The sequence below is a fragment of the Marinobacter alexandrii genome (assembly GCA_039984955.1).
Classification (GTDB): domain Bacteria; phylum Bacteroidota; class Bacteroidia; order Cytophagales; family Cyclobacteriaceae; genus Ekhidna.
In genome coordinates this window covers 203,518-219,312 of the sequence record JBDWTN010000007.1, presented here as the reverse complement: position 1 = coordinate 219,312, position 15,795 = coordinate 203,518, and the positions used below count along the sequence as shown (strand labels likewise).

The 15,795-nt window shown below is 36.5% G+C and carries 15 protein-coding genes and 2 tRNA genes; 13 read left to right on the top strand and 4 right to left on the bottom strand.

Going from position 1 to position 15,795, the window contains the following annotated elements; translation table 11 throughout:
* Nucleotides 1-168: 168 nt before the first annotated feature.
* On the bottom strand, nucleotides 169-1,314 hold the full coding sequence (gene corA, locus ABJQ32_07320; protein MEP5289442.1) for a magnesium/cobalt transporter CorA: 1,146 nt from the start codon (nucleotides 1,312-1,314) through the stop codon (nucleotides 169-171).
* Nucleotides 1,315-1,432: 118 nt separating this feature from the next.
* Between corA and ABJQ32_07315 the strand changes: the two genes are divergently transcribed.
* Both ABJQ32_07315 and ABJQ32_07310 read left to right on the top strand, forming a co-directional pair.
* Nucleotides 1,433-1,978 carry a hypothetical protein gene (locus tag ABJQ32_07315; GenBank protein MEP5289441.1) on the top strand — a complete coding sequence of 182 codons (546 nt, stop codon included), beginning with the start codon at nucleotides 1,433-1,435 and terminating at the stop codon, nucleotides 1,976-1,978.
* Between the two features lie 198 nt (nucleotides 1,979-2,176).
* Nucleotides 2,177-3,016: a hypothetical protein gene (locus tag ABJQ32_07310; GenBank protein ID MEP5289440.1), complete on the top strand. Its 840-nt coding sequence runs from the start codon at nucleotides 2,177-2,179 to the stop codon at nucleotides 3,014-3,016.
* A 595-nt stretch (nucleotides 3,017-3,611) separates the two neighbouring features.
* On the opposite strand, the gene ABJQ32_07305 is transcribed toward ABJQ32_07310, so the two are convergent.
* Nucleotides 3,612-3,686: transfer RNA gene (locus ABJQ32_07305), tRNA-Pro, on the bottom strand.
* A 180-nt stretch (nucleotides 3,687-3,866) separates the two neighbouring features.
* On the opposite strand from ABJQ32_07305, the gene ABJQ32_07300 reads away from it, so the two are divergent.
* Genes ABJQ32_07300 through ABJQ32_07280 form a run of 5 tightly spaced genes read left to right on the top strand, consistent with a single transcriptional unit; the run spans nucleotide 3,867 to nucleotide 6,431 of the window.
* Entirely contained in the window at nucleotides 3,867-4,172 is a 306-nt protein-coding gene (locus ABJQ32_07300) for a hypothetical protein (protein ID MEP5289439.1), read from the top strand.
* Entirely contained in the window at nucleotides 4,172-4,810 is a 639-nt protein-coding gene (locus tag ABJQ32_07295) for a pyridoxamine 5'-phosphate oxidase family protein (GenBank protein MEP5289438.1), read from the top strand. The genes ABJQ32_07300 and ABJQ32_07295 overlap by 1 nt, the downstream gene beginning before the upstream one ends.
* Nucleotides 4,791-5,096 carry a GNAT family N-acetyltransferase gene (locus ABJQ32_07290; GenBank protein ID MEP5289437.1) on the top strand — a complete coding sequence of 102 codons (306 nt, stop codon included), beginning with the start codon at nucleotides 4,791-4,793 and terminating at the stop codon, nucleotides 5,094-5,096. Before ABJQ32_07295 ends, ABJQ32_07290 begins: the two co-directional genes overlap by 20 nt.
* Nucleotides 5,097-5,098: 2 nt before the next feature.
* The gene (locus tag ABJQ32_07285; GenBank protein MEP5289436.1) at nucleotides 5,099-5,527 is read left to right on the top strand and encodes a (4Fe-4S)-binding protein; all 429 of its coding nucleotides are present in this window, start codon (nucleotides 5,099-5,101) and stop codon (nucleotides 5,525-5,527) included.
* 52 nt (nucleotides 5,528-5,579) lie between these two features.
* The gene (locus ABJQ32_07280; protein MEP5289435.1) at nucleotides 5,580-6,431 is read left to right on the top strand and encodes a putative phage abortive infection protein; all 852 of its coding nucleotides are present in this window, start codon (nucleotides 5,580-5,582) and stop codon (nucleotides 6,429-6,431) included.
* A 171-nt stretch (nucleotides 6,432-6,602) separates the two neighbouring features.
* Here the strand turns inward: ABJQ32_07280 and ABJQ32_07275 are convergent, their stop codons facing one another.
* Nucleotides 6,603-7,724: a hypothetical protein gene (locus ABJQ32_07275; GenBank protein MEP5289434.1), complete on the bottom strand. Its 1,122-nt coding sequence runs from the start codon at nucleotides 7,722-7,724 to the stop codon at nucleotides 6,603-6,605.
* Between the two features lie 536 nt (nucleotides 7,725-8,260).
* Nucleotides 8,261-8,334, bottom strand: a tRNA-Met gene (locus ABJQ32_07270).
* A 140-nt stretch (nucleotides 8,335-8,474) separates the two neighbouring features.
* Here ABJQ32_07270 and ABJQ32_07265 point away from each other — a divergent pair.
* The 6 genes from ABJQ32_07265 (at nucleotide 8,475) to ABJQ32_07240 (ending at nucleotide 15,781) form a co-directional block, all read left to right on the top strand.
* Nucleotides 8,475-8,861, top strand: coding sequence for an START-like domain-containing protein (locus ABJQ32_07265; protein MEP5289433.1), 387 nt, complete (start codon nucleotides 8,475-8,477; stop codon nucleotides 8,859-8,861).
* A gap of 137 nt (nucleotides 8,862-8,998) precedes the next feature.
* On the top strand, nucleotides 8,999-10,771 hold the full coding sequence (locus ABJQ32_07260; GenBank protein MEP5289432.1) for an LptF/LptG family permease: 1,773 nt from the start codon (nucleotides 8,999-9,001) through the stop codon (nucleotides 10,769-10,771).
* A gap of 38 nt (nucleotides 10,772-10,809) precedes the next feature.
* On the top strand, nucleotides 10,810-11,079 hold the full coding sequence (gene rpsO / locus ABJQ32_07255) for a 30S ribosomal protein S15 (protein MEP5289431.1): 270 nt from the start codon (nucleotides 10,810-10,812) through the stop codon (nucleotides 11,077-11,079).
* A gap of 85 nt (nucleotides 11,080-11,164) precedes the next feature.
* Nucleotides 11,165-13,324 (top strand): polyribonucleotide nucleotidyltransferase, encoded by a 2,160-nt coding sequence (pnp, locus tag ABJQ32_07250; GenBank protein ID MEP5289430.1) that lies wholly within the window; start codon nucleotides 11,165-11,167, stop codon nucleotides 13,322-13,324.
* 104 nt (nucleotides 13,325-13,428) lie between these two features.
* Nucleotides 13,429-14,379 (top strand): thioredoxin-disulfide reductase, encoded by a 951-nt coding sequence (gene trxB, locus ABJQ32_07245; protein ID MEP5289429.1) that lies wholly within the window; start codon nucleotides 13,429-13,431, stop codon nucleotides 14,377-14,379.
* A gap of 133 nt (nucleotides 14,380-14,512) precedes the next feature.
* Nucleotides 14,513-15,781: a HAMP domain-containing sensor histidine kinase gene (locus ABJQ32_07240; GenBank protein ID MEP5289428.1), complete on the top strand. Its 1,269-nt coding sequence runs from the start codon at nucleotides 14,513-14,515 to the stop codon at nucleotides 15,779-15,781.
* Nucleotides 15,782-15,795: the final 14 nt, after the last annotated feature.

Sequence of the window (15,795 nt, the reverse complement as noted above, 5' to 3'; positions counted from 1 at the left end):
CATTAAACCCTTATTAATGATACTCTTTTGTTTGATGGTTAATCGGAACGTGTACATGGCGAATTCATTGGTTATGAGTTTGAAATAAGACATTTCAATAACCACTTCCAATTTAGTTCGACGGATAGGAGGAAGCTGAAGATAACCTGACCAGTTTTGAAGATTAGCCTATAGCCATTTCTTGCGTTTGAAGTACACCACCATTGCGATAAATATCAAGATCATCACCCCCCAAATGGTGAAATAACCATACTTGTATTGTAATTCAGGCATATATTCAAAGTTCATTCCATAAATACCAGCTATAAATGTCAATGGTATAAATATGGTAGCAACAGTAGTCAAAACCTTCATGGTCTCATTCATTTTCTGACTCAATGATGCGTAATAGATATTTGTTAAGCTTTCGAGCGCACGTGCTGTTGAGTCAACCTCTTCCAATGCATTCGCACAGCTCATTCGCAAATCGTTAATGTATTTTATGTTAGGCTTCTGAAAGAAAGAAGTCCTGTTGTTAAGAATGTAGTTAATCGATTCAATCATTGGTGTCAATGACTTTTTGATCAAGTCTGCCCTTTTTTTGCTCTTTTCAAGTTCAAAAAGCGTTTCTTTTCTAGGATCATTATAGACCTCTTTTTCGAGTTTGGCAATATCCTCATTGATATCTTCTATCGTTTCGAAGTAGTTATCAAGAATGGCATCCAATAGTTGGATAAGAAGATAATCGCTTGTTCGCTTCCTGACGAACCCAATCCCTTCACGAATTTTAGACCTTATGTCATCAAAGTGATCACTTTCTTTCTCCTGAAAGGAGATTACATAGTTTTTACCTAGTACAAAAGAAAGCTGTTCTACGTCAAGTCGATTTTCATTATCCAAAAGAATCGATTTGAGATTGAAGAATAAATAGTTATCAAATTCTTCAACTTTTGGCCTTTGAGTTGTATCCAAAAGTTGGCGTACAGAAAGTCTATCTAAATCCATAATAGAGGCTAATTCTTGAATCAATTCAACCTCATGTAATCCGTGAATATTCAACCAATAAATGTGTGAACTGGCAAGGCTTTTCATCGATTGAAAATTCTTTTCAATCGATTCTTCAACCTCTTTTTCATTGAAAGAAAAAAGCTGAACTTTTACTTCCTCTAATTTTTTTTCACCGATAAAAGTAATCTCCGCTTTACCTTTTGACTGTGCTTTGAGATCAGCATACATATTAAGGGGAGTAAGGGTAAACTCTGTGAGTGTTTTTAAACCAGTAAATAAAAGTTTATCCGGGCGGACTAAATCAATCGGTTTTATCTTTTTTCTCATAGCCCCAAATTACGCTATTGAGTAGCAAAATGAAAGATGGATTTTGGCGTTAAGATTTAAGAATAAATTCGAAACATTGAAAAATTTGAATAGTTAAAGTAACGTAAGAAGTTATAATATGAGTGAAAGAGAAATAGTACAGGAAAGACTGATGGAAAAGCAAAGAATGGTCACTGCAAGTAAGCATATGACTCACTTATTCATAATTACTAGCTCTCTAATTTTTTTCACACTCTTAATCGTATGGTTTTTTCAGAAGTTACCAAGTTTGAATATCCCTACTATTTATCAAGTCGCTACATGGTTTATTCTCGTTAGTAGTGCGCTTCTAGTCATGTCCCAAATCAAAATAAAAGAAGATGAAATCGAAAAAGCCTTTCGATTCGCTGGATTAGGTTTGTTCTTCGGCTTACTCTTTTCTGCGTTACAAGTGATAGGATGGAATGAATTAATTGATTCCAACCTGACTTTCAGGAATATACTTTTTCCGTTTTCGCTTATCCATTTCATTCATGTCTCAATAGGGCTAATACTACTGGCATCAGTTTTTAGAAAAATAAGAGAATATAGAGTGCATTCTAAATCAAGACAATATGCATATAATGTCTTCTTGTTTTGGCACTTTCTAGGAATGGTCTGGCTATTCTTTGTTGGACTTGCTTAGTAATTAAGAAACTACCAATTCCAAACTGGTTATTGCATAACTATGTAAATTTTTAACTAATCTTTTATTAAAAGTATTATCAGTTATCAACTGATAATTTACTTGATATCTACGTGGAACAGTTGTTTAATAAATAATATCTATTGTATTGTTAATCATGGTTTTTGATCCTACCTTTAATTGCAAATTTTTCAAATCATGAGAACAAAAAGCTATATTCTAATTCTTATCACACTCATCTGCTTTGCATGTAGTGAAGATAAAGCCCACTCACCAGTCATAAATAGTGAAGTATTTGACACCAAGATACCTGCGGATATGGGGGGAATTAATTTTGGTGGGGTTGTACTTCCAAAAGGAACAAGATCCGAATTGTCCGAAGACGGCTCCTCTCTAAAAGTTTACTTACCAGAAGGGATAGTTTACATTGCTCAAGATCTTAATGGCGATACAGGCGATGCTGATGAGGGCGGATATACATGTACTAGTACATGTAGCGGCGGATGTGATGTTGTTAAGCTTGGAGATGAAGTAGGTTGTTCAAGATGTCCAGAAGAAAGCACAGAAAAGTGTGTAGGAAAGTCATCTGATGATGACGAAGGTATCTTTCCAGCGCTAGGTGCAGGAATAGGTGGAGGTTTCATTGATTTAAATTCAGGAATATCCTTTGTTTTAAAAAATGATAAGAAGCCATCACTGAGAGCTCCAGAATGGGAAGTCTTAATAAAGCATCCTAAAGTGAGTGAGGAACTTGATTCTTTTATTAATGAGATTTGGGGAGATACAGATATTAATATTGAGACTTCAGAGGTAGTAGTTGTTAGCATTTTCGGAACTTATATTAGTTTAAAGGTTCCAGAAGGCTTTACATCAGCTAGAACAGAAAATGAAATAATCGGAGGAGATGAAGTTTCATGTGATTGCACTTCAGGAGTGGGTGGCTGCACTTATGAAGCTATAAAGAAATTTGGCGCCACTATTGGTCATAAGTGTATTGCAGGTGGATGTGAGTCCTGTACAATGACTTGGGAGGACTGATGAAAGTTTTAAATCTCATAAGAAATCATACCGAACCAATCTAAATTAGATTGATTTTTTTGTGACTACATCCAGAACATAAGATGAGAACGACGACTATACTCACTTGCATTTCATACACTCCTAACTGCCTTATTTCCGAGAGCTATTTTGTGAAGTGAGATTTTTCAGAGAAGCTCTCATAGTACTTTATCTTCAGTTATTGAATCCGCCTCAATTACATCCTTTAATTTTTCACGAATCTTGTGAATCGTCTAGCCTCGCTTTAAACTCTATTCTAGTTGAAGCTTTATCGTTAAGGAATTATTTCCTTCTATAATACAAGCTGCATTGGAAGGTAGATTTTATGTAGTATAGATATAAGGTCATTTTAATATTGATTAATGAAGCCATGTTTCTGATAGTAAATAGAAGGTTTTATGATCTAAGAAACATGTTTGCGACTGCTGCGGTAGCAATCTGCCCTCAAAGAAATGAATAATGTCCTTATTTGGATAGTATTGAGGCGGTAGTTCGAGGTATGAATTCAAGGTAGTTACCGCCTTTGATCAAATGCAAAAAGCCCTCAGGTTTTACCTAAAGGCTTTTTTAAATGTCGGGGTAGTAGGATTCGAACCTACGACCCCCTGCTCCCAAAGCAGGTACGCTAACCGGACTGCGCTATACCCCGATAATCTCCGTCTCAAAAACGGAACGCAAATGTAGAAATTCAATTCTTAAATTTTAGCATTGAATTAATTTTTTTTCTCACTTTTAAAAAGTCGATCTATTCTAGCTTGTTTTAATAAATTTTGCTGGATCGTATTTCAACTTTGATTATTTTTAGAGTTAAACATTAAACAATCTAAGCATGAGAAAAATCAAATACCTAACGTTCGTTTTTGCTTTTATGGCTACTTCATTGATCGCCTCGGCATCTGATACAAACACTAAGAAAGAAACAGATCCTCAAGCACAGGTTGAGAAGTTAGAAAATCGCGTTCACCAAATTTGGGAGATGGACTTTTCTGATATGGAGAAAGAACAAAAGATTGAATTAAAAAAGGAGGTTAAGAACATTAAAAAAGAATTGAAGCAGGCAGGGTTGGATAGCAAAGTTTCCATTTCCATAGGGGCTATCATTATTATTTTATTGCTTCTCATTATCCTTACTTAATGGCCCATACAATACCATCGAGGTATCCAAGTAGAGGTACCGAGGACAGAAAGACCTTATATCAAATTATTGATAAAGGTCTTTTTTGTACCATAGCATTTAATCGAGATGGCATACCACATCAGATACCTACGGGATTCGCTAGAGTGGATGATTATATTTATATCCATGCATCGGCTAAAAGTGGTTTCATGGATAGTATTTTAGGGCAACAGGTCAGTTTTTCTGTTACACACCTAGATGCTCTCATTTTATCACCAACAGCTTTTGATCACTCGTTTAATTATCGATCAGCAATAGGCTTTGCGGAAGTTGAAGAAATAACGGATCCAATCGAGAAGCTAAAATTTTTCAACCTGTTCACAGACAGATATATTCCTAGCCGTATTGCAGATGTAGGAGAACCTACGCCTGAGCAAGTAGCAATTACGAAGATTGCACGATTGTCACTAATGAATACAGCTGCTAAAGTAAGAGCTGGGGATGTCAATGTCTCTATAAAACCCGATGCAGCTTGGTGCGGTGTAATTCCGATCAAACAAAGCTATGGTGAGCCGGAAATCGATCATCAATTAGATAGTAATACGCCACTTCCAGACTATATAAAAAGCTTAGTTAATGAATCTGGCAAATCATAAGACAATTGATAACCCTTCGAAGCAGAGATTTGAACTTGAAGGTGATGATGGAATAGCCGTTATCGATTACAAAATTGGGAAAACTGGAAAGTGGTACCTAGTTCATACGGAAGTTCCTGAAAACTGGGAGGGACTGGGAGCAGGCTATAAGATTGTCAGAGAAGCACTTAATATATTAGATCAAAGAGGAGAAAAAATAATCCCAATTTGTCCTTTCATTAAAGTTTTTATAAAAAAGCATAAAGATGACTATGAGCATTTGTTAGCAGATGGAGTTAAATTGTAGCTATGTCAGAAAAAGTAAAAGAATACGAAAGCGAAGATTTGACAGTAGTCTGGAAACCTGAAAAATGCATCCATTCAGAGAGGTGCTTCAAAGGACTGTCGGAGGTCTTCGATCCAAAGGCTCGTCCATGGGTGAACGTAAATGGAGCATCTGACCAAACAATAAAAGAACAAATAGATAAGTGCCCATCAGAGGCTCTTTCATATAAATTAAACAATGAAACTATGGAGAATACTAGTGATATCCAAGATGAACAAATCGTAGAGGTAGTTAAAGGAGGTCCTTTAATGGTTTACGGAAATATTAAAGTAAAGCATCACGATGGTTCTGAAACCTCAAAACATCGAGTAACTGCTTTTTGCAGATGTGGAGCTTCATCAAATAAGCCATATTGCGATGGTAGTCACAAGAAAATAGATTTCGAGTCTTGATCATCTTCTAATACACCAAAAATTTCATATTTTAGGGAACTAATTGTACCCTATGAAGAAACCTAACATCAATTTTGGTGATGTCTTTGCAAATACTTTAGCCATATGTGCACTTATAGCCATAGGGCTTGGCTTGTATGTGTGTTATGTCTTCCTACAAGAAATTAACAACCTCGAAGAACCTATCTGGGGAAATCATACCATGATGGGAATGGCTGGTGAGTTTTTAGGAGGAACTGTAGGATCCATATGGGCGCTAGCAGGTGTGATTCTCTTCTTTCTTGCTTTGATTTATCAAAAGAGAGAATTAGTACTGCAGCGTATGGAGCTTCATGAAAGTAGAAAAATCATGGAGTCTCAGTCGAGAACTATTGCAATCCAACAATTCGAAAACACCTTTTTCCAGCTCCTCAATTTTCATATAAATGCTGCAAGTCAAATTCGTTTAACACCTACAAGTGGTTCACGAAAGACGATGAATCCTTTTGATGCACTTTTTGCGGATTTTCAAAAAGATGCCAATGCGCTGAAGAAAAGAAGGAAGTCAGATGCCGGAGCAACCAAACCATCAGACGAGTCTTTTGAGCATTGCTTTGTTGCTGTTTACGAGGGATACAAAAATACCTTTCAGCATTATCTCGAAAACTATAAAACGCTGCTTCTATTCATAAAAAATAAAAGTGAGGATCCCGCCTTCTATTATAATATTCTAAAGTCTCACTTCACAGAACAAGAAGTGTTGATTCATTTCTATTACATGATTCTCATTGCTAAAAATTCCGACTTAAGAGGAATCGCAGAGGAACATCATTTATTTCAGAAGTTGAATCAGAGAGCAGTGACAGAGGTAGACCAGTATCATTTGCAAAAACTGAAGGATGGAGCTTATTTAAAAGAGTTCTAATCTGAGATCTTGTGTTGGTAGAGCATTCCAAGTTTCTCCTCGTTCCATTTAGACGTGATTAATGCAAAAGATGATTGAAGTCAAGAAAAAAACTAGTACCGATCCATGTTACAAAAGAAAGGAGGCATGAAGCCTCCTTTATAGCATCGTTTACTTATTAATTAGTCTACATTAATAACAACTGAGTGCCCAAATTTTCCCAACCTGATTGTCCACCCAATGTCCAAGGCTAACGTTTGATACGATTTCACTAATGCCTTGCACTATTTGTGGTCCATTGCTAATTGGAGGACTTGTACTTAGTATTGGCTCTATCCTCCAGCAGGGCATGATGCAACCATCTGGAAGACATGAATGACACCCAACTAACAAACTAAAATCTAATTCGCCATCCATTTCAGATTTAGAATAAGATATAGTGTTTGGAGCAAGCCCGAACTGAATGTCCCCCTGAACACATGAATGATTTATAATTGGACCTCCAATAATACCAGTAAGAAGTCCTCCGTCTAAATAGAATGAAGCGTCTGAGGGATTTCCACAACCTTTATATACTGCTTTCATGTGTACTTGTTGCCAATCTCCAAAATTATAATCTGTAGTTTCTACATATTCAACATCCCAAGGACCAGTACTGAACTCGGTAGCTGGTTTTACATTTAATACGGCAAAAGACTCGTTTGAAGGAACTGTAGTTCCCCAAACAGGATCAATTGGAGTGATTGTGTTTTTTTTAAGTCCTATACGGATCTCAAAAGAAGTAGGATTGTATATGAATACTTCAAATTCATCTGTAACATTATATGCAGTGCAGATATTTTCGGGATATAAAGGTACGAAATCGGCTATTAGAGCATGGTCTTGTCTTTCTGTATGGATCTTTATCCAATTCTCTGGTGTAGGGATTAAATGAAAAGCATACGTTCTTATTTTCACACCTAAATTTTTTAAATATTGAAAATAGTTTTTTGTTTCTGCTGCTGAGGCATTTGGATCTGGATGCCAGATTTTAAAAGGTTCAGCTACGTTAGGTCCGCCTGGAGAAGAGGAATCATAATAGTATCTGAAAGAGGTTAATCTGTCATTACAAATGTCAATGGTTGATCCTTCTACATTAGAGAATGTATTGTCGTCTTTTTTCAATTGAAGTGCCCACTTGTTATTAGAACAACTTGTTTGAGGCCCGTTTATTGAACTTGAACTTGGTGCTTCAAGCTCAAGTTCGTTCTGTGCTTCATCACAAGCCACGAAAATAGCGATGAGAAATACTGCAAATAGCAAGTTGATTTTCATAAGTTAAAATGTTTTGTTATTAATAATTGCTTGTTTATTGCACTTGATTCAGATTTGTTCCAACTAACTGTATGAAATGTGATTAAAGAACATTTCCAAAAAAGAGTTTGGATGGAAGTCGTACCTTATGGTTATACTATAGTAGGTTTTAGGAAAAGCAGAAGTTTGACAATGAACAGAATATTTATCAAAATCACCTCGGTAAACATCCAGAAGAAATTCGACAAGCTTGTGATAAAGTTTTATTAAGTAGCACTTATCTAGATTTAATTTCCAGAATCATGACTTAGCTAAGAAGCAATTGAATTAAGCTAATAAAGAAGATTGAAAAACGCTTTTTTAGGTGAGATTGAATTTTTGTGGGTATTATCTCCGAATATCATAAAAAAGAGACAAAATTATCTAAAGATTAGGGTGCACTATTTTGAATTTAACATGCTAGTGAGTACGATTCCCATTTTAACCAGCAGGCTACCACCAACTTACAAACATAAAAAAAGGGATTTCTGAAAATCATTTTCAGAAATCCCCTCCAGTAGCGTGGGGGAGATTTGAACTCCCGACCTCCGGGTTATGAATCCGACGCTCTAACCAACTGAGCTACCACGCCATTAAAAGAAAAATTTGAGATTTTTTGCATCCTTTCAGATGTCGATCTCAAAAAGGAACGCAAATCTATAAAAGATTTCTTTTTAGCCATGGCCTTGTCGAAATAGATTTTTTTTTTACCTTATCGAAAATTTCAGAAGTATGGCAAAGCATCAATATGTAGGAGAGTTTGAATTCAATGCATCTAAGAAAATGTTGTACCCGTACTTTAGTACTGCATCGGGATTGTCTCAGTGGTTTGCTGACGATGTAAACATCAATAATGAAGATAAGGTCTATACATTCATTTGGGACGGGGATGAAACAAAAGCCAAGTTGACTTCCAATAGAACTAATCATCATGTAAGATTTGACGTGGTGGATGATGAGGATGATGACAGCAACTATTTTGAATTCACCATTGATATGAATGAACTTACCCAGTCTGTGTATGTTAGAATTACAGATTATTCTGATATGGATGACGAAGAAGCACATGAGCTTTGGGGATCACTTATTCACGATTTAAAAGAAATAGTTGGAGGCTAATCTCTGGTACCTTTCTTGCTATCATCCAAATCTCTAATTTTGCGCCGCTATGAAATGAGCATAAAATCTACTCTATAATTGAGTGGTTTTATTTACGCGAATTTCATGTGTGCTGTTAAAAACTAATATACCTGCACGTGAAAAAGTTGGATGTATTAATGCTTAAATCCTTCATTGGACCATTTCTGCTAACCACAGCAGTTTCCAACTTTATATTACTTATACAATACTTGCTAAAGTACTTTGATGATTTTGTCGGAAAGAATCTTGGCTTTACAGTTTTCGCCGAATTGTTATTTTACTTTTCTCTCAATATGCTGCAAATAGCACTTCCTCTTGGAGTATTACTTGCCTCACTGATGGCATTCGGAAATCTTGGGGAAAATTTCGAACTAACTGCAATTAAAAGTTCAGGTATCTCAATTATACGTACACTCAGACCTATATTTCTTTTTGTATTTGTGTTGTCTATTGGGGCCTATTTCTTTAATAATTATGCAATTCCTGCTGCTAACCTTAAGGCTTATAGCCTATTGTATGATATAAAACATACGAAACCCGCATTAGACATAAAACCAGGACTCTTTTATAATGGAATACCCAATTACAGTATAAAGGCAAAAGATAAACTTCCAGATGGAAAGACACTGATCGACGTTATAATCTACGATCACTCACAAGGACGAGGTAACAAAACAGTCATACTAGCAGACTCAAGTTTGATGTATACCATTTTGGATGACAGATATCTTAAGCTGGAACTATACAATGGCCATTATTATTCAGAAGAGACAGTATCCAAAAACTCAATTGATAGATTTTATCGCACAGAGTATTATAAAATGGATATGGTTTTCAGTCTCTCATCATTTGATTTAAAAAGGAGAAAAGAAGAGTTATTCCAAAATAACCGGCAAATGAAGAATATCGATGAACTAACCGATGATATTGATTCATTTAGAAATATGATAGTAAAGCAAAAAGCTGGTCTAATTGAGAATACTCGAAGATATTTTGATTTTCATCTGAGCAATAAAAATCTTATTATCAATAAAGCAGACTTAAAGCAAGAAGATGGTGAGCAAAAAGAAGACAAGATTGATGAGGTTGAAGCTTCGATGTTTCCTCTAAATTTATTTGTGCAGAAATCAGAGCAACAAAAGACAGTTGAACAGGACGATACCAATGTTTGGCCGAGAGAAGACACACTGTATGTTAATATGTTTAATTGGGTGGATACATCAAGTTCTGTTGCTTTTGTCGAGGTTGTCCCGAAAAAAAAACCATTAAATCAAAAATCTGATAAGCTTTTTATATCAGAAGAATTAGTTACTGATGTCAAAAAAAATAAGAAGAAAAAAAGTAATGGCAATAAGCTTTATGCTGGTAAAATAGATACTTTGACATGGACACACCTTGATGCCTATTTAAATAAGGGGGCAAATAAGAATAAACCACTAGTAGCTGATGCTCTAAATAAAGCAAGGAACATAAAGGTGAATCTCAATTCAGTAAAGTCAAGAATTTTTCAATTTCAAAAAGATGCAAATCTGTATACCATTGAAAAATATAAGAAATACGCACAAGCTTTAGCTTGTATATTGATGTTTCTTATTGGGGCTCCTCTAGGCGCAATTATTAAGAAAGGCGGATTGGGAGTGCCTACCATTATTGCTATATTCTTTTTTATCATTTATTACATTTTCACAAGTATTGGGGAGAAACAAGCAAAAGTAGGGGCGATGAATCCCTACTTGGCAGTCTGGATGTCAGACATGATCCTTTTACCCTTTGGATTATTCTTTTTGAAACAAGCAAGAGTGGATGCTAGAATATTTGAACTAGATGCTTATCGTATAGCTATTGAAAAGCTTAGGCGAAGATTTGCTAGGAATAAGAACAAAGCGTAACTTTGCGCTTTAAATAATAGAGGTAGAAGATTTATAGGATGTATCTAGCAAAAGAAAAAAAGGTAGAAATTTTTAAAGAACACGGAAAGTCAGATACAGACACGGGTTCTCCAGAGTCACAAATTGCATTGTTTACTTACAGAATCAATCATTTGACTGACCACTTAAAGACACAAAAGAAAGACCATGCATCAAGACTAGGTCTTTTGAGATTAGTAGGTAAAAGAAGAAGACTTCTTGACTACCTACACAAAAATGATATTGAGAGGTATCGTAGCATCATTGCTAAGCTAAATATCAGAAAGTAAGAAAATTAAAGGGGATCATATTTCTGATTCCCTTTTTTAATTATTAACCCGCTAGGGCAAAACGTGCCCTAATTATCTATTTATTATGAACGTAATTACTAAAACCTTCCAACTATCGGACGGCAGGGAAGTATCCATTGAAACAGGAAAGCTTGCAAAGCAAGCAAATGGATCTGTTGTTGTTAGTATGGGAAATGCCAAACTCTTGGCGACAGTGGTTTCATCAAAGGAAGCCAAAGAAGGAGTGGATTTCTTACCACTTTCAGTAGACTATCAAGAAAAATTTGCGTCCGCTGGTAAAATACCAGGTGGCTTTTTAAAGAGAGAGTCAAGACTCTCAGATTACGAAGTATTAATTTGTCGATTAGTTGATCGTGCACTTAGACCATTATTTCCATCTGATTATCATGCTGATACTCAGGTATTCATTCAGCTGATCTCTGCTGATAAAGATGTAATGCCAGACGCACTTGCTGCACTTGCTGCGTCTGCTGCTATTTCTGTTTCGGACATCCCATTCGGCGGCCCTATTTCAGAAGTCAGAGTGATTAAATTGGATGGAGAATATAAAGTGAATCCATCGCCAGAGGAAAGAGAAAAAGCTACACTTGACTTAATCGTTGCAGGAACTTCAGACAACATCATGATGGTGGAAGGCGAATGCCAAGAAGTAGATGAGTCTGAAATGTTGGAGGGAATCAAAAAAGCTCACGAAGAAATCAAAATTCAATGTGCTGCTCAAGAGGAACTTGCGAAAGAAGCTGGAGCTACTGAGAAGCGTGAGTTTGATCATGAGCCAAAAGATGAGGAGTTGAAAGCGTCAATGCACAAAGCTGTCTATCAAAAGCTTTATGATGTAGCTTCGAAGAAGAATCCAAATAAATCAGAACGTAAAGAAGCTTTTAAAGCTGTTTATGAAGAATACATCGGACAATTTTCTGATGAACAACTTGAAGAAATGAATGACTTTCTTCTTGGAAAGTATTTTCATGATGTTGAGAAAGAGGCAATTAGAAACTTCGTACTTGATTCTCAAGAAAGAATCGACGGAAGGAAGCCAGATGAAATTAGACCTATTTGGTCTGAGGTAGATTACCTGCCGTCTGCACACGGTTCTGCTGTATTTACAAGAGGTGAAACACAATCATTGACATCTGTGACATTAGGTACAAAACTTGATGAGCAGATGATCGATGGAGCGATGTTCTCTGGATTCAATAAGTTCATCCTTCACTACAATTTCCCAGGGTTTTCAACCGGTGAAGTAAGGCCTAATAGAGGCCCGGGACGAAGAGAAGTGGGACATGGCAATCTTGCAATGAGAGCTCTGAAGCCGATGATACCAACAGAAGACGAAGGGAATCCTTACACGATAAGAGTCGTTTCTGATATTCTTGAATCTAATGGTTCGTCTTCTATGGCTACAGTATGTGCAGGAACGATGGCATTGATGGATGCTGGTATTAAAGTTAAACGACCTGTGTCTGGTATTGCAATGGGAATGATTTCTGATAGCGAATCAGGTAAGTATGCTATACTTTCCGATATCTTGGGAGATGAAGATCATCTTGGAGATATGGATTTCAAAGTGACAGGAACTACCGAGGGTATCACTGCATGTCAGATGGATATTAAAGTAGACGGACTTTCCTATGATGTTCTTTCGCAGGCGTTAGAACAAGCTAAGAAAGGTAGGTTACATATATTAGGAGAGATGGCTAAGGCTATTACAGAGCCCAGACAAAACCTTAAATCTCATGCTCCTAGAATGGAGCAGTTGAGAATAGATCGTGAGCTTATTGGAGCTGTGATTGGACCTGGAGGAAAGATCATTCAGGAAATTCAAAAAGAATCTGGAGCAACTGTTAATATTGAAGAAGATGAAAAAGGCGGTAAAGTAAGTATCTTTGCTGTGGACGGTGATTCACTAGATAACGCAATGGCCCGAATTAAGGCGATTGTTCAGCAGCCAGAAATTGGAGAAGTGTATGATGGGAAAGTGAAGTCTATTATGCCATTTGGAGCTTTCGTTGAGTTCATTCCTGGTAAAGATGGATTACTTCACATCTCTGAAATCAAATGGGAGCGGGTAGAGAATGTAGCCGATGTGATGGAAGAAGGAGAAGAAATAAAAGTAAAACTTATAGATATCGATAAACGAACGGGTAAATTCAAGCTTTCAAGAAAAGTTCTTTTACCACGCCCCCCAAAGGAGGAGAAGGCAGAAGAAAAAACTGAAGAGTAATCTTCAAGACACTTTAAATTATTACAGTGCACTTGTGGCACAAAAGCGAATGAGATGGTGTTCTGGAGAGGACACCATTTTTTTGTAAAAGAATATCTTAATATATGTCAACAGAGAGAGTAAAAGTACTAATTGTAGGATCAGGTCCTGCAGGATTTACAGCGGCTGTTTATGCTGCTAGAGCAGGTATGAAACCTGTGTTATATCAAGGAGGACAACCAGGAGGACAGTTAACGATCACAAATGACGTAGAAAACTATCCTGGATACCCTGATGGAGTGATGGGACCACAAATGATGGTTGATTTCCAAAAGCAGGCAGAAAGATTCGGTACTGATGTACGAAGTGGCATGATTACAGCCGTCGATTTTAGCGGGTGGCCACACAAAGTGACTGTTGATGAGAAAACAGAGATTGAAGCAGAATCAGTAATTATTTCTACTGGAGCATCAGCAAAATGGTTGGGCTTGGAAAGTGAACAAAGATTGAACGGGAAAGGCGTTTCTGCATGTGCGGTATGTGATGGTTTTTTCTTCAGAGGCCAGGATGTGGTGATCGTAGGAGCTGGAGATACAGCTGCAGAAGAAGCTAGCTACCTTTCTAAGATTGTGAACAAAGTTTACATGCTTGTTCGTCGTGATGAGATGCGCGCATCTAAAATCATGCAACAGCGAGTACAAAACGCTCCAAACATTGAAATTCTTTTCAATACTGAGACGAAAGAAGTACTTGGAGATGAAGAGGTTAATGGAGTAAAAGTTGTTAATAGAAAGACAAGTGAAGAAACGGTGTTGGAAGCACAAGGATTCTTTGTAGCTATAGGGCACAAGCCCAATACAGATATCTTCAAAGGATGGTTAGATATGGATGAACAGGGCTATATCAAAACAATTCCCGGAACTTCCAAAACGAATATTCCAGGAGTGTTTGCGACCGGAGATGCTCAAGATAAAATTTACCGTCAGGCCGTAACTGCCGCAGGTAGTGGATGTATGGGAGCTCTGGATGCAGAAAAATGGATAGCTGAGAAAGAAGTAGAATTATCTGAAGTCTAATTTCCCCAGAAAACAAGAGTTAAAGCCATGCTAAGCATGGCTTTTTTGTTTTTGACTATTTGTAGACTATTTGTATACCCACTTTTCTGTGACCTTGGCAAGTATTCCTTTTTATTTAGGTAAAATTAAGCGAATGTCCTCTTTACTCTCGTCTGTTAAAAAGGGATCAATCTCTATTGAATCCCAATATGCTGGTGCGTCTTATTATTCTATTTTGACTAAAATTTCTTCTCGTTTTCTCAATGATGAATTAGACAACATTAAGGTTTCAATTAATGATTCGTTAAAGGAGATGTGTTTGCAATTAGGAGCCGATAGGATGCGAATACATGAATACCATGAGGAAAATGAATTATGCATTTTACTGCATCAGTGGTATAAAAAAAATGAGCCTTCTATCTGTGAGGCAAAGACGCTTTCATTTGAACTTGTCTACAGAATGATTTCTGATGTTACTAATCTATCTTCCTTCATATCAGATGTAGATCAACTTCCTCTGGATTCTGTGAAGTCAGAATTGAAATCTCAACAAATCAAAAGCATTCTTTTTGTCCCAGTACAGTTGAAAGGTAAATACATAGGATTCATCTCGGTAGAATCTGTAAAGAAGACAAGAGATGTTTATGAAAATTATGAGTTAGCATCAATCGAGCTATTTGCAAATATGGTTGCCAACTTCTTGGTTCAAAGTAAGGATCGAATTCGGTTGGAAAAACTCATAGAAAAAACAACTGTACAAAACAAGAGGCACACTGATTTTTCATTCATTACATCACACAACATTCGAGCTTCCGTTGCTAATCTAGTCGCAATCACAGATCTCTTAAATAATGGGTACTCTGAGAGCTACATGAAGATGCTTCAAGATACAGTCAGTAAGCTCAATACTAGTTTACTCAATGTAAATGAGATTCTAAATGAAGACCACAATGAACTTTTGAAGAGATCAGAGTGTAAGATTTCTCGCCTATTGAATAGACTTATAGTCGCATTGTCAGAAGTAATTAGCGAAAATGAAATTGATATAGAAAATAGAATTCCTGATGACCTGGTTATAAATGTATTTCCAGGTTATTTAGACAATGTCTTTTATCAGCTTTTGACGAATTGCATAAAATATGGAGTGAATGATGAGTCAAAAAAGATAGTCATAAAGTCAAAAAATTATAAAAACAGGACAGTGATTTCTTTTGTTGATTATGGAAAAGGAATTGATTTAAGCAGATATGGAGATCGTATTTTCGAGGTAGGTTCAAGGTTTCACACAGAAAGCGGTATGGAAAATGGATTAGGTCTGTTTGTTGCTAAAAAGCAAATTGAATCTTTAGGAGGAGATATAGAACTCCATAGCGAGTTAAACAAAGGAACGACAGTAAAGATTATCTTTCCTAAGGAAGATTAATTTATTTACCAAAC

Coding starts and splice junctions, on each gene's coding strand:
- trxB (MEP5289429.1), top strand. CDS start 13,429: ATGTCAACAGAGAGAGTAAAAGTACTAATTGTAGGATCAGGTCCTGCA.
- ABJQ32_07295 (MEP5289438.1), top strand. CDS start 4,172: ATGGCCCATACAATACCATCGAGGTATCCAAGTAGAGGTACCGAGGAC.
- ABJQ32_07275 (MEP5289434.1), bottom strand. CDS start 7,724: ATGAAAATCAACTTGCTATTTGCAGTATTTCTCATCGCTATTTTCGTG.
- ABJQ32_07265 (MEP5289433.1), top strand. CDS start 8,475: ATGGCAAAGCATCAATATGTAGGAGAGTTTGAATTCAATGCATCTAAG.
- ABJQ32_07240 (MEP5289428.1), top strand. CDS start 14,513: ATGTCCTCTTTACTCTCGTCTGTTAAAAAGGGATCAATCTCTATTGAA.
- ABJQ32_07310 (MEP5289440.1), top strand. CDS start 2,177: ATGAGAACAAAAAGCTATATTCTAATTCTTATCACACTCATCTGCTTT.
- pnp (MEP5289430.1), top strand. CDS start 11,165: ATGAACGTAATTACTAAAACCTTCCAACTATCGGACGGCAGGGAAGTA.
- ABJQ32_07280 (MEP5289435.1), top strand. CDS start 5,580: ATGAAGAAACCTAACATCAATTTTGGTGATGTCTTTGCAAATACTTTA.
- corA (MEP5289442.1), bottom strand. CDS start 1,314: ATGAGAAAAAAGATAAAACCGATTGATTTAGTCCGCCCGGATAAACTT.
- ABJQ32_07285 (MEP5289436.1), top strand. CDS start 5,099: ATGTCAGAAAAAGTAAAAGAATACGAAAGCGAAGATTTGACAGTAGTC.
- ABJQ32_07290 (MEP5289437.1), top strand. CDS start 4,791: ATGAATCTGGCAAATCATAAGACAATTGATAACCCTTCGAAGCAGAGA.
- ABJQ32_07300 (MEP5289439.1), top strand. CDS start 3,867: ATGAGAAAAATCAAATACCTAACGTTCGTTTTTGCTTTTATGGCTACT.
- ABJQ32_07315 (MEP5289441.1), top strand. CDS start 1,433: ATGAGTGAAAGAGAAATAGTACAGGAAAGACTGATGGAAAAGCAAAGA.
- rpsO (MEP5289431.1), top strand. CDS start 10,810: ATGTATCTAGCAAAAGAAAAAAAGGTAGAAATTTTTAAAGAACACGGA.